Origin of the sequence: Kitasatospora sp. NPDC006697, from assembly GCF_042869935.1 — a bacterium.
Classification (GTDB): Bacteria; Actinomycetota; Actinomycetes; order Streptomycetales; family Streptomycetaceae; genus Kitasatospora.
The window spans coordinates 1-21715 of record NZ_JBIAGU010000002.1 but is presented as its reverse complement, the minus strand read 5'-3'; the positions used below and the strand labels follow the sequence as shown (position 1 = coordinate 21715).

Annotated in this window: 5 protein-coding genes; all 5 read left to right on the top strand. The window is 73.0% G+C overall.

Annotation, left to right across the window (positions count from 1 at the left end; translation table 11 throughout):
• The first annotated feature begins 35 nt into the window (after window positions 1-35).
• Entirely contained in the window at window positions 36-1619 is a 1584-nt protein-coding gene (locus ACFYNO_RS03165; RefSeq protein ID WP_388004371.1) for an MBL fold metallo-hydrolase, read from the top strand.
• Between the two features lie 67 nt (window positions 1620-1686).
• A complete protein-coding gene (locus ACFYNO_RS03160) occupies window positions 1687-2538 on the top strand; it encodes an alpha/beta fold hydrolase (RefSeq protein ID WP_388004368.1) in 852 nt (283 codons plus the stop codon).
• Between the two features lie 37 nt (window positions 2539-2575).
• Window positions 2576-3601, top strand: coding sequence for a 4-hydroxyphenylpyruvate dioxygenase (gene hppD, locus ACFYNO_RS03155; RefSeq protein WP_388004365.1), 1026 nt, complete (start codon window positions 2576-2578; stop codon window positions 3599-3601).
• Between the two features lie 171 nt (window positions 3602-3772).
• Window positions 3773-13405: an amino acid adenylation domain-containing protein gene (locus ACFYNO_RS03150; RefSeq protein ID WP_388004362.1), complete on the top strand. Its 9633-nt coding sequence runs from the start codon at window positions 3773-3775 to the stop codon at window positions 13403-13405.
• On the top strand, window positions 13405-21715 hold an 8311-nt coding region (locus tag ACFYNO_RS03145), incomplete at its 3' end, for an amino acid adenylation domain-containing protein (protein ID WP_388004359.1). The genes ACFYNO_RS03150 and ACFYNO_RS03145, both read left to right, overlap by 1 nt.

Genomic DNA, 21715 nt, shown 5'->3' with positions numbered 1-21715 from the left:
ATATTCCTGAGGGATTTTCCGCCGGAGGGACGCGGATGAGTGACGAGCTGAAGTTCCTGAAGTCCAAGGTGATCATCGAGCCGCTGGTGGACCGCTTCTTCGTGTGGCTGCACACGCTGGCGCCGGTCCAGGCCGCGATGAACCTGGCATTCCTGCAGGTTCCGCTGCTCGAGTCGTACCTGCAGTCGCCGCAGGTGCACATCGATGCGAGCAACAACCCGGAGCTGCGCGGCGGATACTTCGTCAACATCGAGGAGGAGCGGGCCGAGGAGGTCCGCGCGCTGCTCGCCGCCATCAAGCGCGACCGGGCCGAGATGCTGCGGTTCGCCGAGGGTGTCGCCGAGGCCGAGGACCTGGTCCGGGCGAACGCCACCGGCTTCGACCTGACCCCCCTCTACCCCAAGCTCCCCGAGGCCCTCGGCGGCCTGGTCGAGCTCGCCTACGACACCAGCAACCAGGCCCAGGTGCGCTACCTGGAGCCGCTGATCCACAAGGCCTGGGAGCAGCACCGCTCCCGGCAGTCCGTCCAGCTCTCGCTGGAGACCGGCGTCGAGCGCCCGTTCATCCTCAGCACCCCGCGACTGCCGTCGCCGGACGTGCTGGAGCTGCCCATCCCGTTCGACCACCCCGGCCTCGAAGCGCTCTTCCGGGCCCGGGTGGAGCCCACTACGCTGAACGCGCTGCGCGAGGCGCTGGAGCTCGACGACGCGCAGACCGAGCAGCTGGCCGGCCTGCTCTCCGACACCTGCAGCCAGGCCCCCGACCGCCACATCGAGGACGGCGGGCGGATCCGCTACTTCGGCCACGCCTGCCTGGTCCTGCAGACCCCGCAGGGCTCCATCGTCACCGACCCGTTCATCAGCGCCGACAGCACCGCCGGTGGCCGCTACACGCTGGACGACCTGCCGGACTACATCGACCTGGTGCTGATCACCCACGGCCACCAGGACCACATCGTGCTGGAGACCATGCTGCAGATGCGCGGCCGGGTCGGCGCGATCGTGGTGCCCCGCTCCTCGCGCGGCAACCTCTCCGACCCGTCGATGGCGCTCGCGCTGCGCGGCTGCGGCTTCACCGTGATCGAGGTCGACGACTTCGACGAGGTGCCGTGGGCCGGCGGCCGGGTGGTGGCCACCCCGTTCCTCGGCGAGCACTGCGACCTCGACATCCGCGCCAAGTCCACCTACTGGGTGGAGATGGCCGGCAAGCAGGTCTTCATCGGCGCCGACTCCTCCGGCATCGACCCGGCGCTCTACCGCCACATCCGCGCCTACCTGGGCAAGGCCGACATCGCCTTCGTCGGCATGGAGTGCGACGGCGCCCCGCTCACCTGGCTCTACCAGGCGCTGCTCACCAAGCCGGTCACCACCAAGATGAGCCGCTCGCGCAAGCTCTCCGGCTCCAACGCCGAGCAGGCCGCCGACATCATCACCCAGCTCGGCGCCGACGAGGCCTACGTCTACGCGATGGGCGAGGAGAGCTGGCTGGGGCACGTGATGGCCACCACCTATCACGAGGACACCTACCAGCTGCAGCAGATCGCCGAGTTCATGAAGTGGTGCGAGGCCAACGACGTGACCGGCGGCCACCTGCTGAACCAGCAGGAGTGGCGCTGGTAGCCGGCCCGCGCCCCGACCCGCTCTGAAACCCGCTCTGAACACCCGCTCCGAGGAGGGCAGTCGCACCGTGCCACACGTCAACACCAATGGCATCCAGCTCGCTTACCAGCACACCGGTGAGGGCCCGGCGGTACTGCTGATCATGGGGTCGTCGGCCGGCGGACAGGTGTGGACCATGCACCAGACGCCGGCCCTGAACCGGGCGGGCTACCGGACCGTCACCTTCGACCACCGCGGGATCGCGCCCTCGGACGCGCCCGCCGGCCGCTACTCGATGGAGGACATGGTCGCCGACACCCTGGGGCTGATCGAGGAGCTGGACCTCGCGCCCTGCCGGGTGGTCGGCGTCTCCCTGGGCTCGATGATCGCCCAGGAACTGGCGATCAGGCACCCGGAGCTGATCACCTGCGCCGTGCTGATCGCCACCCGGGCCCGGGCGGACGCCCTCCGGGTGGCGATCACCGAGGCCGACCGGGCGCTGGCCGACAGCGGCGTCCGACTCCCGGCGTCCTACGCCGCCGTGACCTCCGCGATGCGGCTGCTCTCGCCGCGCACGCTGAGCGACAGCGCCGCCGCCGCGATGTGGCTGGAGGTGCTGGAACTCTCCGGCGACAGCGGCAGCGGGGTCTACGGCCACAACTGGATCGACACCACCGCCGACCACCGGGAGGCGCTCAAGGGGATCACCGCCCCCTGCCGGGTCATCGCCTTCGCCGACGACCTGGTGACACCGCCGCAGCTCTGCGCCGAGGTCGCGGACCTCATTCCCGACTGCGACCTGGTGGAGATCCCCGACTGCGGGCACATCGGCTACCTGGAACGTCCGGAAGCCGTGAACGCGGCAATCATCGAATTCCTCGACAAGCACTCCCAGGCCTTCCAGAACGCGCAGCCCTTCGGGAACGCGCTCCCCTTCTAGAACGCCCCAGCCCGCCCAGCGAAAGGATGGATGCTCCATGTCCGCGCAAGGCATCGAATACGTTGAGCTGTACGCCGGCGACCAGAACTCCGCCGTCGAACTCCTGGAGGGCGAATTCGGCTTCACCCGGATCGCCCGGACCGAGACCGCCGACATGGACTCGGTGCTGCTGCGCCAGGGCGGCGTCCAGATCCTGGTCACCTCGGGGCCCGGCACCTGGAAGTTCCTGGAGGAGCACGGCGACGGCATCGCCGACATCGCGCTCGGCTGCGAGGACGTCGCGGCCACCCTGGAGTCGGCCGCCGCGGCCGGCGCCTCGGTGACCCGCTCCTGGCGCGGCGACCCGGTGGTCTCCGGCTTCGGCGACGTCACCCACACCCTGCTGCCGCTCTCCACCAGCGCCGCCGCCCCGCTGCCCGCCGGCCCCGGCTGGACCGCGCTGGGCGACGCCGAGCAGCGCCCGGCCGGCCCGATCCGGCAGCTCGACCACATCGCCGTCTGCATCGACGGCGGCACCCTGGAGCAGGTCGCCGACTACTACCGGGACGGCTTCGGGCTGAGCCGCTACTCCAGCGAGTACCTGGCGGTCGGCGACCAGGCGATGGACTCCATCGTGGTGCGCAGCGCCTTCGGCCACGTCACCTTCACCCTGGTCGCGCCCGACCCGGCCAAGGGTGCCGGCCAGCTCGACTCCTTCCTGCTGCGCAACTCCGGCCCCGGCGTGCAGCACCTGGCCTTCCTGGTGGACGAGATCATTCCCACCGTCCACGACTTCCGGGCCCGCGGCGTGGAGTTCCTGAACACCCCCGACAGCTACTACGACCTGCTCGCCGAGCGGTTCGGCGACCTCGGTACCGAGATCGCCCAGCTGCGGGAGACCCAGGTGCTCGCCGACCGCGACGAGTGGGGCTACCTGCTGCAGCTCTTCACCCGCTCGCCCTACGAGCGGTCGACGCTCTTCTACGAGCTCATCCAGCGCAAGGGATCCCGCGGTTTCGGCAGCGCGAACATCCGCGCCCTCTACGAGGCCGTGGAGCGGGACCGCGTCACCGCCGCCGAATAGCGCGCGGCGGAGAGCAGGGCCGGACTGGGCGGCGCCGGGGAAATCGGGCGGCGCCCAGGAACGTGTCAGTTGAAATTCCTGGGCCGGTGAATTCCCGTGAATTCCCGGGCTTTTGGCCACACACGAGGCTGGGCATGCGTCGCGGCCGGTGCATGATCTGGAGGAGATCCGATGATTCCGTTGTCGTTCGCGCAGCGCCGGCTGTGGTTCATGGCCCAGTTGGAAGGCCCGAGCGCGACCTACAACAGCCCGATCGCGGTCCGGCTGACCGGTGCGCTGGACGTGCCGGCGCTGGCGGCGGCGCTGCGGGACGTGCTGGAGCGGCACGAGGTGCTGCGGACCGTGTTCCGGACCGAGGAGGACGAGCCCTACCAGCACATCCTGCCGATGGCGGAACTGGACTGGGAGCTGGAGCCGGTCCGCACCGAGCCGTCCGGGACGGCGGAGCTGGTCGCGGGGGCGGCCGGCCACCGGTTCGACCTGGCGACCGAGGTGCCGGTGCGCGCCTGGCTCTTCGAGGAGTCCGCGACCGAGCACGTGCTGGTGCTGGTGGTGCACCACATCGCCGGTGACGGCTGGTCGATGGCTCCGCTGGCTCGCGACGTCTCCACGGCCTATGCGGCCCGGGCCGCCGGCGGGGCGCCCGAGTGGGAGCCGCTGCCGGTGCAGTACGCCGACTACGCGCTCTGGCAGCGGGAGCTGCTGGGCGAGGCCGAGCAGCCGACCAAGCTGCAGAGTAAGCAGGTGGAGTACTGGCGGGAGGCGCTGGAGGGGGCTCCGGAGGAGCTGGCGCTGCCGTTCGACAAGGTCCGGCCGGCGGTCTCCTCGCACCGCGGGCACAGTGCGGAGCTGGTGGTCCCGGCCGAACTGCACGCCGGGCTGCTGGAGTTGGCCAGGCAGCACGGTGTGACCCTGTTCATGGTGATGCACGGCGCGGTGGCCACCCTGCTCTCGCGGCTCGGCGGCGGCAGCGACATCCCGATCGGCTCGGCGGTCTCCGGCCGCACCGACGAGGCACTGGACGAGCTGGTCGGCTTCTTCGTCAACACCCTGGTGATCCGCACCGACCTGACCGGCGACCCGACCTTCGGCGAGCTGCTGGCCCGGGTCAAGGAGGCCGGCCTCGGGGCGTTCGGGCACCAGGACGTGCCGTTCGAGCGCCTGGTGGAGGAGCTGGCCCCGGCCCGCTCGCTGGCCCGGCACCCGCTCTTCCAGACCGTCCTCACGATGGAGAACAGCGGCAATGCCGCCCTCGAACTGGCCGGGCTCGAAGTGGAGTTGCTGGACGTCAGCCGTCCCGGTGCCAAGTTCGACCTGGATGTGATCATCGGTGAGACCTTCGCGGAGGGCGGGCCGGCGGGTCTGCGGGGTTCGCTGACGGTGGCGGCCGACCTGTTCGAGGAGTCGGCGGCGGGGGTGTTCGCGGAGCGGCTGGTGCGGGTGCTGGCGGCGGTGGTCGCCGATCCGCGGGTGCGGGTCAGCGAGGTCGACGTGCTGGGGGCGGCCGAGCGGTCGCTGGTGCTGGAGGAGTGGAACGCCTCGGCCGTCGAGCTCGACGCTGCCCTGGTGCCGGAGTTGTTCGCGCGGCGGGTGGCGTTGGTGCCGGATGCGGTGGCGGTGGTGGCTGGTGGTGAGCGGGTGTCGTTCGCGGAGTTGGATGCGCGGGCGAACCGGTTGGCGCACTTTCTTCTGTCGCAGGGTGCGGGGCCGGAGCGGGTGGTGGGTCTGGTCTTGGACCGGTCGGTGGAGTTGGTGACGGCGTTGTTGGCGGTGTGGAAGGTGGGGGGTGCGTATCTGCCGCTGGATCCGGCGTATCCGGTGGAGCGGTTGGCGTTCATGCTCGGTGATGCGCGTGCTGCGGTGGTGTTGGGGACGTCGGAGGTGGTGGACGATCTGCCGGCTGCTCGTGGGCGGGTGGTGGCGGTGGACGATCCGGTGACGGCGGCGCGGATCGCCGGGCAGCCGTCGACGGCGCCGGAGTTGGAGGTGACGGGTGATCAGCTCGCCTATGTGATCTACACCTCCGGCTCGACCGGCCGGCCGAAGGGCGTCGGGGTCACGCACGCCGGTCTGGCGAACTACGTGCGGACGGTGCCGGAGCGGCTGGGCCTCGAAGGCGGCGGCCGGTTCGGTCTGTTGCAGGGTCAGGCGACGGATCTGGGCAACACGGTGCTGTTCGCGAGTCTGGTGTTCGGTGGTGAGTTGCATGTGCTGCCGGCTGAGGCGGCGACCGATGCGGTGGCGGTGGCGGAGTATGTGGCGGCCGAGGGCATCGAGTTCATGAAGGTGGTGCCTTCGCATCTGGCGGCGCTGGGGTCGGGTGGTCTGGCGCGGGTGCTGCCGGGCCGGTCGCTGGTGCTCGGCGGCGAGGCGGCTTCTCCTGCCTGGGTGGGGGAGTTGCTGGAGGCCGCGGGTGAGTGTGCGGTGTTCAACCACTACGGGCCGACGGAGACCACGATCGGTGTGGCGACGGTGCGGTTGGAGCCGTCGATGCTGGACGGCGGCCGGGTCCCGGTGGGGCGCCCGATCGGCAACACCCGCCTGCTGGTGCTGGATGAGCGTCTGCGCCCGGTGGCTCCGGGGGTGACGGGTGAGCTGTACGTCGCCGGTGCGGGTCTGGCGCGCGGATACCTTGGGCGTCCGGGCCTGACGGCGGAGCGCTTCGTCGCCGCGCCGTTCGGCGAAGGTGAGCGGGTCTACCGCACGGGTGACCTGGCGCGGTGGACGGCGGGGGGCCTGCTGGAGTTCGTGGGCCGCGCGGACGAGCAGGTGAAGATCCGCGGGTTCCGCGTCGAGCCGGGTGAGATCGCCGCGGTCCTGGCCTCGCATCCTGAGGTGGAGCAGGCCGTGGTGATCGCCCGCGAGGACGTCGCGGGTGACAAGCGCCTGGTCGCCTATGTGGTGGTGGAGGAGCTGGAGGAGACCGACACCGAGGCCCTGGCGGCCGCGCTGAAGGCCCTGGTCGGTACCCGCCTGCCCGAGCACATGGTCCCCGCCGCCGTGGTGGCGCTGGCCGAACTGCCGCTGACCGGCAACGGCAAGCTCGACCGCAAGGCCCTGCCCGCCCCCGAGTACGGCGCCCGCGCCGCCGAGTCGCGGGCCGCCGCCACCCCGGCGGAGCTGGGCCTCTGCCAGGTGTTCGCCGAGGTGCTGGGCCTGGACTCGGTCGGCGTGGACGACAACTTCTTCGAACTCGGCGGCCACTCGCTGCTCGCCACCCGCCTGGTCAACCGGGTCCGCGCCGCGATGGGCGTCGAACTGGAGATCCGGGCGGTCTTCCAGACCCCCACGGTCGCCGAACTGGCCGCCGGGCTGCCGGCCACCGGTCCGGTGCGCCCCGAACTGGCGCAGCGCGAACGCCCCGAGCGGGTGCCACTCTCCTACGCCCAGCAGCGCCTCTGGTTCATCGGCCAGCTGGAGGGCATGAGCGCGGCCTACAACAGCCCGATCGCGCTGCGGCTGACCGGTGTGCTGGACGTGCCGGTGCTGGCGGCGGCGCTGCGGGACGTGCTGGAGCGGCACGAGGTGTTGCGGACGGTCTTCCCGACCCAGGACGGCGAGCCCTACCAGCAGGTGCTCGCCCTCGACGAACTCGCCTGGGAGCTGCCGGTGGTGGCGGCGGGCGCGGCGGACCAGGCGGAGCTGCTGGCCGGCGCGGCCGGCCACCGCTTCGACCTGGCCACCGAGATCCCGCTGAAGGCCTGGCTGTTCGAGGTCTCCCCGACCGAGCACCTGCTGACCGTGGTGGTGCACCACGTGGCCGGTGACGGCTGGTCGATGGGTCCGCTGGCCGCCGACCTCTCCGCCGCCTTCGCCGCCCGCGCCGAGGGCCGGGCGCCCGAGTGGCAGCCGCTGCCGGTGCAGTACGCCGACTACGCGCTCTGGCAGCGGGAGCTGCTGGGCGAGGCGGCCGACGCCGACAGCCTGCTCTCCCAGCAGGTGGAGTACTGGCGGGAGGCGCTGGCGGGGGCTCCGGAGGAGCTGGCGCTGCCGTTCGACAAGGTGCGGCCGGCGGTCTCCTCGCACCGCGGGCACAGTGCGGAGCTGGTGGTCCCGGCCGAACTGCACGCCGGGCTACTGGAGTTGGCCAGGCAGCACGGGGTGACCCTGTTCATGGTGATGCAGAGCGCCGCCGCGGTGCTGCTCTCCCGGCTCGGCGCCGGCGAGGACGTCTCGATCGGCTCGGCGGTGTCCGGCCGGGTCGACGAAGCCCTCAACGAGCTGGTCGGGTTCTTCGTCAACACCCTGGTGATCCGCACCGACCTGACCGGCGACCCCGAGTTCGCCGAGGTGCTGGACCGGGTCCGGGAGCGGGGCCTGAGCGCGCTGGACCACCAGGACGTGCCGTTCGAGCGGCTGGTGGAGGAGCTGGCCCCGGCCCGCTCACTCGCCCGGCACCCGCTCTTCCAGGCCGTGCTGACCATGCAGAACACCGGCGACACCGCACTGGAGCTCCCCGGTCTCGGCGTCGAGATCGTGCCGGTCGGCCGTCCCGGTGCCAAGTTCGACCTGGATGTGATGGTCGGTGAGACCTTCGCGGAGGGCGGGCCGGCGGGTCTGCGGGGTTCGCTGACGGTGGCGGCCGACCTGTTCGAGGAGTCGGCGGCGGGGGTGTTCGCGGAGCGGCTGGTGCGGGTGCTGGCGGCGGTGGTCGCCGATCCGCGGGTGCGGGTCAGCGAGGTCGACGTGCTCGGCGAGGTGGAGCGCGACCGGGTGCTGACCGAGTGGAACTCCACTGCGGTGGACACCGGTTCGCTGCTGGTGCCGGAGTTGTTCGCGCGGCGGGTGGCGTTGGTGCCGGATGCGGTGGCGGTGGTGGCTGGTGGTGAGCGGGTGTCGTTCGCGGAGTTGGATGCGCGGGCGAATCGGTTGGCGCACTTTCTTTTGTCGCAGGGTGCGGGGCCGGAGCGGGTGGTGGGTCTGGTCTTGGACCGGTCGGTGGAGTTGGTGACGGCGTTGTTGGCGGTGTGGAAGGTGGGGGGTGCGTATCTGCCGCTGGATCCGGCGTATCCGGTGGAGCGGTTGGCGTTCATGCTGGGTGATGCGCGTGCTGCGGTGGTGTTGGGGACGTCGGAGGTGGTGGACGATCTGCCGGCTGCCCGTGGGCGGGTGGTGGCGGTGGACGACCCGGTGACGGCGGCGCGGATCGCCGGGCAGCCGTCGACGGCGCCGGAGTTGGAGGTGACGGGTGATCAGCTCGCCTATGTGATCTACACCTCCGGCTCGACCGGCCGGCCGAAGGGCGTCGGGGTGACGCACGCGGGCCTGGCCAACTACGTGGCCACCGTCCCCCGCAGCCTCGGCCTGGCCGAGGGTGGCCGGTTCGGTCTGTTGCAGGGTCAGGCGACGGATCTGGGCAACACGGTGCTGTTCGCGAGTCTGGTGTTCGGTGGTGAGTTGCATGTGCTGCCGGCTGAGGCGGCGACCGATGCGGTGGCGGTGGCGGAGTATGTGGCGGCCGAGGGCATCGAGTTCATGAAGGTGGTGCCTTCGCATCTGGCGGCGCTGGGGTCGGGTGGTCTGGCGCGGGTGCTGCCGGGCCGGTCGCTGGTGCTGGGCGGCGAGGCGGCTTCTCCCGCGTGGGTGGGGGAGTTGCTGGAGGCCGCGGGTGAGTGTGCGGTGTTCAACCACTACGGGCCGACGGAGACCACGGTCGGTGTGGCGACGGTGCGGTTGGAGCCGTCGATGCTGGACGGCGGCCGGGTCCCGGTGGGGCGCCCGGTCGGCAACACCCGCCTGCTGGTGCTCGACGGGCACCTGCGTCCGGTCGCGCCCGGCGTCACCGGCGAGCTGTACGTCTCGGGCGCCGGCCTGGCGCGCGGATACCTCGGCCGATTCGCGCTGACCTCCGAGCGGTTCGTCGCGGACCCGTTCGGCACGGGCGAGCGGATGTACCGCACGGGTGACCTGGCGCGGTGGACGGCGGGGGGTCTGCTGGAGTTCGTGGGCCGCGCGGACGAGCAGGTGAAGATCCGCGGGTTCCGCGTCGAGCCGGGTGAGATCGCCGCCGTCCTGGCCTCGCACCCCGAGGTGGAGCAGGCCGTGGTGATCGCCCGCGAGGACGTCGCGGGTGACAAGCGCCTGGTCGCCTACGTGGTGGTGGAGGAGCTGGAGGAGACCGACACCGAGGCCCTGGCGGCCGCGCTGAAGGCCCTGGTCGGTACCCGCCTGCCCGAGCACATGGTCCCCGCCGCCGTGGTGGCGCTGGCCGAACTGCCGCTGACCGGCAACGGCAAGCTCGACCGCAAGGCCCTGCCCGCCCCCGAGTACGGCGCCGTGACCGGTACCGACCGGGCGCCGGCCACAGTGCAGGAGGAGATCCTCTGCCAGGCCTTCGCCGAGGCGCTGGGCCTGGACTCGGTCGGCGTGGACGACAACTTCTTCGAACTCGGCGGCCACTCGCTGCTGGCGGTCTCGCTGGTGGAGAGGCTGCGGGTGCGCGGCGTGCCGGTCTCGGTCCGCACGCTCTTCGCCTCGCCGACCCCGGCCGGCCTCGCGGCCGCCGAGGACGCCGGCGAGCTCACCGAGGTGCCGGCGAACCTGATCCCGGCGGACGCCACCGAGATCACCCCGGAGATGCTGCCGCTGGTCACCTTGACCGAGGCCGAGGTCGCCCGGGTGGTCGAGGTGGCGGGCGGTGCCGCCAACCTGGCCGACGTCTACCCGCTGGCGCCGCTCCAGGAGGGGATCTTCTTCCACCACCTGATGTCCGGCGACGGCACCGGCGACGTCTACGTACTGCCCTCGGTGCTGGGCTTCGACTCCCGGGAGCGGCTGGACGCCTTCACCGCCGCCCTGCAGTGGGTGGTCGACCGGCACGACATCCTGCGCACGGCGATCGCCTGGCAGGGGCTGCCCGAGCCGGTGCAGGTGGTCGTCCGCACGGCCCGGATCCCTCTGCTGGACCTCGAGCTGACGGCAGGCCAGGACCCGGTGGCCGCGCTGTTCGCGGCTGCCGACCCGGTGATGGACCTGAGCCAGGCGCCGCTGCTGCGGATCCACCGCGCGCAGGACCCGGCCACCGGCGCCTGGTACGCGCTGGTGCAGGTGCACCACATGGTGCAGGACCACACCGCGCTGGCCGTGGTGCTCGCCGAGGTCGGCGCCCACCTGGCCGGCCGAGGCGACCGGCTGCCGGAGCCGCTGCCGTTCCGCGACTTCGTGGTCCGGGCCCGCACCGGCGTCTCCCGCGAGGATCACGAGCGGTTCTTCGCCGGCCTGTTGGGCGACGTCACCGAGACCACCGCGCCCTACGGCGTGCTGGACGTGCACAGCGACGGCGCCGGCGCGGTCGACGCGCTGCTGCAACTGGAGGAGGAGGCGGCCGCCCGGGTCCGGGCGACCGCCCGCCGCCTGGGCGTCAGCGCCGCGACCCTGTTCCACCTGGTCTGGGCCCGGGTGCTGGGCGCCGTCTCCGGCCGCTCCGACGTGGTCTTCGGCACGGTGCTGCTCGGCCGGCTGCACGGCGGCCAGGGCGCCGACCGGACCCCCGGCCTCTTCATCAACACCCTGCCGCTGCGGGTCGACCTGGACCGCCACACGGTGCTGGAGGGCGTCCGCGCGGTGCAGGCCGGCCTGGCCGACCTGCTGGTGCACGAGCACGCCCCGCTCTCGCTGGCACAGCAGGCCGCGGCCCTGCCGGCCCAGGCGCCGCTCTTCACCTCGCTGCTCAACTACCGCCACGGAACCGGGGGTTCACAGCACCACGCGGCCTTCGAGGGGATCGAGGTACTGCAGACCGAGGACCACACCAACTACCCGCTGGACGTCTCGGTCAACGACGACGGCACCGGATTCACCCTCAGCGTGCAGGCGGTGGCGCCGATCGACCCGGCGGCGGTCTGCGCGATGCTGAGCACCGCGACCGAGGCGCTGCTGACCGCGTTGGAGGAGCGGCCGGAGCAGCCGCTGGCCGGGCTGGACGTGCTCGGCGGCGCGGAGCGGCAGAAGGTGCTGGGCGCCTGGAACGCCACGGCCGCCGAGTTCCCGGCGGCGAGCCTGCCCGAGCTGTTCGCCGCCCAGGCCGCCCGCACCCCCGCCGCGCCCGCCCTGATCAGTGGCGGAGTCCCGGTCGGCTACGCGGAGTTGGACAGCCGGGCGAACCGGCTGGCGCGGCTGCTCGCCGAGTACGGCGTCGGCCCGGAGTCCCCGGTCGCGCTGCTGGTGGACCGCTCGGTGGAGGCGCTGGTCGCGATCCTGGCCGTGCTCAAGGCCGGCGGCAGCTACGTGCCGGTCGACCTGCGCTACCCGGCGGCCCGGATCCGGCTGATCCTGGAGCAGAGCCGGGCCCGCCTGGTGATCACCGAGGGCTCCGCCGGCACGCTGGAACTTCCCGACGGCGCACGCGCTTTCACCCTGGCCGAGCTGCTGTCGGCGGCCGCCGACCGGCCGGACCGGGCACCGGAGGCCACGGTCCACCCCGATCAGGTGGCCTACGCCATCTTCACCTCCGGCTCCACCGGCACGCCCAAGGGCGTGATGGCGACCCACCGCAACGTGGCCGCGCACGCCGCCGACCGGGCCTTCGCGGCCGAGCGGCCGGTGCGGGTGCTGCTGCACTCGCCGCTGGCCTTCGACGCCTCGACCTACGAGATCTGGGTGCCGCTGCTCTCCGGCGGCGCGGTGGTCCTGGCGCCCGCCGGGGACACCGACCCGGAGGTGCTGCGCAAGACGATCGAGACCGAGCGGGTGACCAGCGCCTTCTTCACCACCGCGCTCTTCAACCTGCTGGCCGGCGAAGGCGGTTCGGCGCTGGCCGGGCTCGACGAGGTGCTGACCGGCGGCGAGCTGGTCTCGCCGGCCGCGATGGCCGCGGTGCTGGCGAACTGCCCGCAGACCGCACTGGCGCACGTCTACGGGCCGACCGAGACCACCACCTACGCGACCCTGCACCGGCTCGGCGAACGGCTCGACGGCGACGGCACGGTGCCGATCGGCCGGCCGATGGACAACACCACGGCATACGTGCTGGACGACCGGCTGGCCCCCGTGCCGGTCGGGGTGGCCGGCGAGCTCTACCTCGGCGGCGCCGGCCTGGCCCGGGGCTACCTGGGCCGGCCCGGCCTGACCGCGGAGCGGTTCGTCGCGGACCCGTTCTCCGGCACCGGCGAACGGCTCTACCGGACCGGCGACGTGGTCCGCTGGAACGCCGACGGCGAGGTGGTCTTCGCCGGCCGGGCCGACCAGCAGGTGAAGATCCGCGGCTTCCGGATCGAACCGGGCGAGATCGAGACGGCCCTGCTGGCCCACCCCGCGGTCGCCCAGGTCACCGTGCTGGCCCGGGAGGACCAGCCGGGCGACCGGCGCCTGGTCGCCTACGCGGTGCCCGCCGAGGGCGCGCCGGCCGAGGAGCTGCCGGAACTGCTGCGGGCGCACGCCGCCGAGCGGCTGCCGGAGTTCATGGTGCCGTCCGCCGTGCTGGTGCTGGAGGCACTGCCGCTGACCGTCAACGGCAAGCTCGACAAGCGGGCGCTGCCGGCCCCGGACTACGGGGCGGCGGCCGCCGCGAGCCGCGGGCCGGAGAACGAGCGGGAGGAGCTGCTCTGCCGGCTCTTCGCCGAGGTGCTGCGGCTGACCCGGGTCGGCGTGGACGACGACTTCTTCAAGCTGGGCGGGCACTCGCTGCTCGCCACCCGCCTGATCAGCCGGATCCGGGTGGAGCTCAATCGCGAACTGCCGCTCAAGGCACTGTTCGACGCGCCCACCGTGGCGCTGCTGGCGAGCCGGCTGGACAGCCGGCCGGAAGAGACCGAGGCGAAGGTCCGGCCCGCGCTGCGGCCGATGCAGGAGCAGGAGCAGATCTGATGATTCCCTTGTCATTCGCGCAGCGCCGGCTGTGGTTCCTGGCCCAGCTGGACGGCCCGAGCGCTACCTACAACATCCCCATCGCGCTGCGGCTCTCCGGGCGCCTGGACGCCGGCGCGCTGCAGGCGGCCCTGCTCGACGTGATCGGCCGCCACCAGGTGCTGCGGACGGTCTTCCCCACCGAGGGCGGCGAGCCGTACCAGCGGGTGCTGAAGGCCGCCGAGCTGGACTGGGAGCTGGAGCCGGTCCGCAGCGGGCCCGGCGCCACGGACGGCCTGATCGCCGCGGCGGCCGGCCACCGGTTCGACCTGGCGGTCGACGTGCCCGTCCGGGCCTGGCTGTTCGAGGAGACCGTCGAGGAGCACGTGCTGCTCGTGGTGGTGCACCACATCGCCGGTGACGGCTGGTCGATGGGCCCGCTGGCCCGCGACCTGTCGACCGCCTACGAGGCCCGCGCCGAGGGCCGGGCACCCGAGTGGGCGCCGCTGCCGGTGCAGTACGGCGACTACGCGCTCTGGCAGCGTGAACTGCTCGGCGACGCCGCGGACCCGGGCAGCGTGCTGGCCCAGCAGGTCGGATACTGGCGCGAGGCGCTGGCCGGGGCACCGGCCGAACTGGCGCTGCCCTTCGACAAGGCCCGTCCGCTGGTGGCCTCGCACCTCGGCCACAGCGCGACCGCCGAGGTGCCGGCCGAGCTGCACGCCCGCCTCGCCCGGATCGCCCAGCGGCGCGGCGTGACCCTCTTCATGGTGCTGCAGGGCGCCCTGGCCGTGCTGCTCTCCCGGCTCGGCGCGGGCACCGACATCCCGATCGGCTCGGCGGTGGCCGGGCGCACCGACCAGGCCCTGGAGAACCTGGTCGGGTTCTTCGTCAACACCCTGGTGATCCGCACCGACCTGTCCGGCGACCCGCGCTTCACCGACCTGCTGGGCCGGGTCCGGGAGGCGGGCCTGGGCGCCTTCGCCCACCAGGACGTGCCCTTCGAGCGGCTGGTGGAGGAGCTGGCGCCGTCTCGCTCGCTGGCCCGCAACCCGCTCTTCCAGGTGGCGCTGACCCTGCAGAACAACGCCGGCACCTCCGTCGAGCTGCCCGGCCTGCGGATCGGGCGGCTGCCGCTGGGCGGGGCCGCGGCCAAGTTCGACCTGGACGTCACCGTGGTCGAGGAGAGCGCCGCCGGGGAGCCGGCCGGCCTGCGGGTCTCGGTGAACGCCGCCGCCGACCTCTTCGAGGAGCCCGCCGCCGCCGTCTTCGCCGAGCGGCTGGTGCGGGTGCTGGCGGCCGTGGCCGCCGACCCCACCGTCCGGGTCGGCGCGGTGGACGTGCTGGACGCGGCCGAGCGCCGGCAGGTGCTGGGCGAGTGGCACGGACCGCTGGTCGAACTGCCCGCCACCACCGTGCCGGCGGTCTTCGCCGCACGGGCGGCCGCCGACCCGTCGGCGGTGGCCGTGGTCGCCGACGGCGTCGAACTGAGCTACGGCGAGCTGGACGCCCGGTCGAACCGGCTGGCCCGGCTGCTGGTCGAGCACGGCGTGGGCCCGGAGACCCGGGTCGCCGTGGTGCTGGAGCGGTCCGCCGAGCTGATCACCGCCCTGCTGGCGGTGCTGAAGGCCGGCGGCGCCTACGTGCCGGTGGACACGGCCCACCCGGCCGACCGGATCGAGTACCTGTTCGCGGACGCCGCGCCGATGGCCGTGGTCTGCGCCGCGGGCACCCGCTCGGCGCTGCCGGCCGGCAGCACGCTGCCGGTGCTGGCGCTGGACGAGCCGGCCACGGCCGAGCGGCTGGCCGGACTCTCCGCCGAGCCGTTCGCCCACCCGGAGCTGCGGCCCGCGCACCCCGCCTACGTGATCCACACCTCCGGCTCGACCGGCCGCCCCAAGGGCGTGCTGGTGCCGCACGGCTCCTTCCTCAACACCGTGCAGGGCCTGACCCGGTTCGGCGCCGGACCCGGCTCCCGGGTGGCCCAGTTCGCCTCCGTCGGCTTCGACAACTTCGGCCTGGAGTGGTCGCTGGCGCTGCTCAACGGCGGCGCCCTGGTGGTCGTCCCGGCCGAGCGCCGGCTCGGCACCGAGCTGGCCGCCTTCCTCACCGGGCAGCGGATCAGCCACGCCTCGCTGCCGCCCGCCGTGCTGGCCGCGCTGCCGCCCGGCTCGCTCCCCGCCGAACTGGTCCTGGAGGTCGGCGGCGAGGCCTGCCCGCCCGAGGTGGCCCGGCAGTGGTCCGAGGGCCGGGTGCTCTTCAACACCTACGGCCCGACCGAGACCGCCGTGGACGCCACCTACTGGCGGGCCGAGCCCGAGGCCGCCGAGCCCGCCATCGGCCGCCCGATCGCCAACACCCGGGCCTACGTGCTCGACGAGGCGCTGCGGCCGGTCGCACCGGGCGTCGCGGGCGAGCTCTACCTCGCCGGCGCCGGCCTGGCCCGGGGCTACCTGGGCCGCTCCGCGCTGACGGCGGAGCGGTTCCCTGCCTGCCCCTACGGCACGCCCGGCGAGCGGATGTACCGTACAGGGGACCTGGTGCGGTGGAACGCCGACGGCCAGCTGGTCTTCGCCGGCCGGGCCGACGAGCAGCTGAAGATCCGCGGCTTCCGGATCGAGCCCGGCGAGATCGAGGCCGTGCTGACCGCCCACGAGCAGGTCGCCCGGGCCGCCGTGACCGCCCGCGAGGACGAGCCCGGGGACAAGCGCCTGGTCGCCTACGTGGTGCCGGCCGAGGGCGCGCCGGCCGACGCACTGCCCGCCGAGCTGCGGGCCTTCGCCGCCGAGCGGCTGCCCGGCTACCTGGTGCCGGCCGCCGTGGTGCTGCTGGCGGGGCTGCCGCTCACCGTCAACGGCAAGCTCGACAAGCGGGCCCTGCCGGTGCCCGACTACGGCGCCGCCGCCAGCACCGGGCGCGGCCCCTCGACCCTTCAGGAGGAGCTGCTCTGCCAGGTGTTCGCGGCCGTCCTCGGCCTGCGCTCGGTCGGCGTGGACGACGACTTCTTCGACCTCGGCGGCCACTCGCTGCTCGCCACCCGGCTGGTCAACCGGATCCGCACCGTGCTCGGCGCCGAACTCCCGCTGAAGGCCCTGTTCGAGGCCCCGACGGTGGCCGGGGTGGCCGCCGCGCTGGCCGACGCGGCCGGCGCCCGGGCCGAACTCACCCCCCGCCCCCGGCCCGACCGGGTGCCGCTCTCCTTCGCCCAGCAGCGCCTCTGGTTCCTGGCCCAGCTGGACGGCCCGAGCGCCACCTACAACATCCCCGCCGTGGTGCGGCTCTCCGGCGCCGTCGACCTGGCCGCGCTGCGCACCGCGCTGCGGGACGTGCTGGAGCGGCACGAGGTGCTGCGGACCGTCTTCCCGACCAGCGGCGGGGTGCCGCACCAGCGGATCGTGCCGACCGCCGAACTGGACTGGGAGCTGGAGCTGGTCCGCACCGAGCCGGCCGAGACCGAGGGCCTGGTCGCCCGGGCGGCCGGCCACTGCTTCGACCTGGCCGCCGAGGTGCCGGTGCGCGCCTGGCTGTTCGAGGAGTCCGCGGACGAGCGCGTGCTGGTCCTGGTGGTGCACCACATCGCCGGTGACGGCTGGTCGATGGGCCCGCTGGCCCGCGACGTCTCGACCGCCTACGCGGCCCGTACCGAGGGCCGGGCACCCGAGTGGGAGCCGCTGCCGGTGCAGTACGCCGACTACGCGCTCTGGCAGCGGGAGCTGCTGGGCGACGCGGCGGACCCGCAGAGCCTGCTCTCCCAGCAGGTCGGCTACTGGCGGCAGGCCCTGGCCGGGGCGCCCGCCGAGCTGGAGCTGCCCTTCGACAAGGTCCGCCCGGCCGTCTCCACCCACCGCGGATTCAGCAGCCGGCTCGAACTCTCCGCCGAACTCCACGCCAGACTCGTCGAGTTGGCCCGTGAGCGGGGCGTGACCCTGTTCATGGTCTTCGAGGCCGCGCTGGCCGTGCTGCTCTCCCGCCTCGGCGCCGGCGCCGACATCCCGATCGGCTCGGTGGTGGCCGGCCGGGTGGACGAGGCGCTGGACGACTTGGTCGGGTTCTTCGTCAACACCCTGGTGATCCGCACCGACCTCTCCGGCGACCCGCGCTTCACCGAGGTGCTGGACCGCGTCCGGGAGGCGGGCCTGGGCGCCTTCGCCCACCAGGACGTGCCGTTCGACCGGCTGGTGGAGGACCTGGCACCGTCCCGGTCGCTCTCCCGGCACCCGCTCTTCCAGGTGATGCTGACCCTGCAGAACAACGCCGACCCGGAACTGCGGCTCGGTGACACCCGGGTGGGCGGCCTCTCGCTGGAGAGCGGCACCTCCAAGTTCGACCTGGAGGTCACCGCCGCCGAGCAGTTCGCCGCGGGCGCGCCCGCCGGCCTGCTCGGCTCGGTCAAGGTGGCCTCCGACCTCTTCGACGAGCCCGCCGCCTGGGCGCTGGCCGAGCGGCTGGTCCGGGTGCTGGAAGCCGTCGCCGCCGACCCGGAACTGCGGGTCGGCTCGGTGGGTGTGCTGGGTGAGGTGGAGTTGCGGCGGGTGGTGTCGGAGTGGAATGACACGGCGGTGGAGTTGCCTGTGGTGACGGTGCCGGGGTTGTTCGCGGCGCGGGTGTCGGAGGCGCCGGATGCGGTGGCGCTGGTGTGTGACGGGGTGGTGGTGAGTTATGGGGAGTTGGATGAGCGGGCGAATCGGTTGGCGCGGTTGCTGGTGGCTTCGGGGGTTGGTCCGGAGTCGGTGGTGGCGGTGGCGATGGGTCGTTCGGTGGAGTTGGTGGTGGCGTTCTTGGCGGTGTGGAAGGCGGGGGGTGCGTATCTGCCGTTGGATCTGTCGTATCCGGCGGAGCGGTTGGAGTATGTGTTCGCTGATGCGGCGCCGGTGGTGGTGGTGTGTACGGGTGTGACGCGGGGTGCGGTGCCGGGTGGGTGTGAGGTGCTGGTGGTGGATGAGCCGGCGGTGGTGGAGCGGTTGGCCGCCTACTCCGATGAGCCTTTCCTGCGGGCGGAGTTGTTGCCGGCGCATCCGGCGTACGTGATGTACACCTCGGGTTCGACGGGGTTGCCGAAGGGTGTGGTGGCGACTCAGCGGGATGTCGTGGAGCTGGTGTCGGACCGGTCCTGGGGTGTGGGTGCGGGTGCGCGGGTGTTGTTCCACGCGCCGCATGCGTTCGATGCTTCGACCTACGAGCTGTGGGCGCCGCTGGCCGCCGGCGGCACGGTGGTCACGGTCGCCGGCGCCCGGATCGACGGGGCCGGACTGCGTCACTTGATCGCCGAACTCGCTCTCACCCACGTCCATGTGACGGCCGGTCTGCTCCGGGTTCTCGCGGAGGACGACCCGGGCTGCTTCGTCGGCCTGCGCGAGGTGCTGACGGGTGGTGACGTGGTACCGGCCGCCGCCGTGCGGCGGGTGCTCCAGGCCTGCGAAGAGCTGACGGTCCGTCATCTCTACGGCCCCACCGAGACCACGCTGAACGCGACCCGGCACCTGGTCTCCGCCCCCGAGGCGGTCGGCGATCCGCTGCCGATCGGCCGCCCGATGGACAACACCCGGGTCTACGTGCTCGACGAGCACCTGGCCCCGGTCGCGGTGGGCGTCGCCGGGGAGCTCTACATCGCCGGGGCGGGCCTGGCCCGTGGCTACCTGGGCCGGTCGGCGCTGACGGCGGAGCGGTTCACCGCCTGCCCGTTCGGCGAGGGTGAGCGGATGTACCGCACCGGTGACCTGGTGCGGTGGAACGCCGAGGGCGAGCTGGTCTTCGCCGGGCGCGCGGACGAGCAGGTGAAGATCCGCGGCTTCCGCGTCGAGCCGGGCGAGATCGAGGCGGTGCTCGCCGGGGCCGAACAGGTCGGCCAGGTCGTGGTGGTGGCCCGCGAGGACGTGCCCGGCGACAAGCGCCTGGTCGCCTACGTGGTCGCCACCGAGGAGACCGACCCGAACGGCCTGCCCACCCTGCTGCGCGGCTACGTGGCCGAGCAGCTGCCGGACTTCATGGTCCCGTCCGCCGTGCTGGTGCTGGACGCGCTGCCGCTGACCGTCAACGGCAAGGTGGACCGCAAGGCGCTGCCCACCCCGGACTACGCGGCCGGCGCCGCCGTCCGGCGCGACCCCACCTCGCTCCAGGAAGAGATCATCTGCAAGGTCTTCGCCGATGTGCTCGGCCTGCCCTCGATCGGCATGGACGACAACTTCTTCGAGCTCGGCGGGCACTCGCTGCTCGCAGTCTCGCTGGTGGAGAAGCTGCGGCTGCGCGGCGTCTCGGTCTCGGTGCGGGCGCTGTTCGCCTCGCCGACCCCGGCCGGGCTGTCCGCGGCCGGCGGCAAGGGCGACGTGGTGGTGCCGCCGAACCTGATCCCGGCGGACGCCACCGAGATCACCCCGGAGATGCTGCCGCTGGTCACCCTGACGGCCGCCGAGATCGCCGAGGTGGTCGCCGTCGCGGGCGGCGCCGCCAACGTGGCGGACGTCTACCCGCTGGCCCCCCTCCAGGAGGGCATCTTCTTCCACACCCTGATGGGCGTCGAAGGCGGCGGCGACGTCTACGTCCAGCCGACGGTCCTGCGGTTCACCGCCCGGGAGCGGCTGGACGCGTTCGTCGCGGCCGTGCAGTCGGTGGTCGACCGTCACGACATCCTGCGCACGGCGATCGCCTGGCAGGGGCTCCCGGAGCCGGTGCAGGTGGTCTGCCGGCGGGCCCGGATCCCGCTGATCCCGGTCGAACTGGCCGAGGGCGCCGAGGTGGTGGAGCAGCTGGTCGCCGTCGCCGACCCGGTGATGGACCTGACCAAGGCCCCGCTGCTGCGGATCTACGCCGGACAGGAGCCGGCCACCGGCACCTGGTACGCGCTGGTCCAGGTGCACCACCTGGTGCAGGACCACACCGCGCTGGAGGTCGTGCTCGCCGAGGTGGGCGCCTTCCTGGCGGGCCGTCAGGAGGAGCTGGCCGAGCCGCTGCCGTTCCGCGACTTCGTCGCGCAGGCCCGGCTCGGGGTCTCCCGGGCCGAGCACGAGCGGTTCTTCCGCGACCTGCTGGGCGATGTGACCGAGCCGACCGCGCCGTTCGGGATGCTGGACGTGCACGGGAACGGCGCCGGTGCGGTCGAGGCGCTGCTGACACTGGAGACCGAGCTGGCCGAGCGGGTCCGGGCCACCGCCCGCCGCCTGGGCGTCAGCGCGGCGACGCTCTTCCACCTGGTCTACGCCCGGGTGCTGGCGGCCGTCTCCGGTCGGCAGGACGTGGTGTTCGGCACCGTGCTGTTCGGCCGGATGCAGGGCGGCGTGGGCGCCGACCGGGTGCCCGGGCTCTTCATCAACACCCTGCCGATCCGGGTCGACGTCGGCGCCGAGTCGGTGGAGGAGGCGGTCCGGACCCTCCAGGGCGGTCTGGCCGACCTGCTGGTGCACGAGCACGCGCCGCTGGCCCTGGCCCAGCGGGCGGCCGGACTGCCGGCCCAGGCGCCGCTGTTCACCTCGCTCTTCAACTACCGCCACAACAGCGGCTCGCGGCACTCCGAGGACCAGGAGCCCGGGGAGTTCTTCGAGGGCATGAGCGCGCTCTACAGCGCGGACCCGAGCAACTACCCGCTCAGCGTCTCGGTCAACGACTTCGGCGCCGGCTTCAGCTTCGACGTCTACGCGGTCGAGCCGGCCGATGCGGAGGCGGTCTGCGGGATGCTGGCGACGGTGACGGCGGAGTTGGTGGCGGCGCTGGAGGAGTCGCCGGAGGTGGCCTTCGGTTCGCTGGGGGTGTTGGGCGAGGCCGAGTTGGGTCTGGTGGTGGCGGGGTGGAACGACACCGCGGTGGAGTTCCCGGTGGTGACGGTGGCGGAGCTGTTCGCGGCGCAGGTGCTGCGGTCGCCGGATGCGGTGGCGGTGGTCTGCGGTGAGGAGGAGCTGAGCTACCGGGAGTTGGATGCGCGTTCGAACCGGCTGGCGAGGTTGCTGGTCGGTGCGGGGGTGGGTCCGGAGTCGCTGGTGGCGGTGGTGCTGGAGCGTTCGCCGCTGTCGGTGGTGGCGCTGCTGGCGGTGCTCAAGGCCGGCGGTGCCTACTTGCCGGTGGACATCTCCTATCCGGCGGAGCGGGTGGAGTACCTGTTCGCGGATGCCGCGCCGGTAGTGGCGCTGTGCACCGGGTCGACCCGCGGCGTGGTGCCGGCCGGAGCGGCCGCTCCGCTGGTGCTGGACGCGCCGGAGGTGCAGGAGGCGTTGGCCGCCCTGGCCGAGGGCCCGTTCGTCCACGGGGAGCTGCTGCCGGCTCATCCGGCGTATGTGATCTACACGTCGGGGTCGACGGGTCGGCCGAAGGGTGTGGCGGTGGAGCACCGGTCGGTGGCGAATC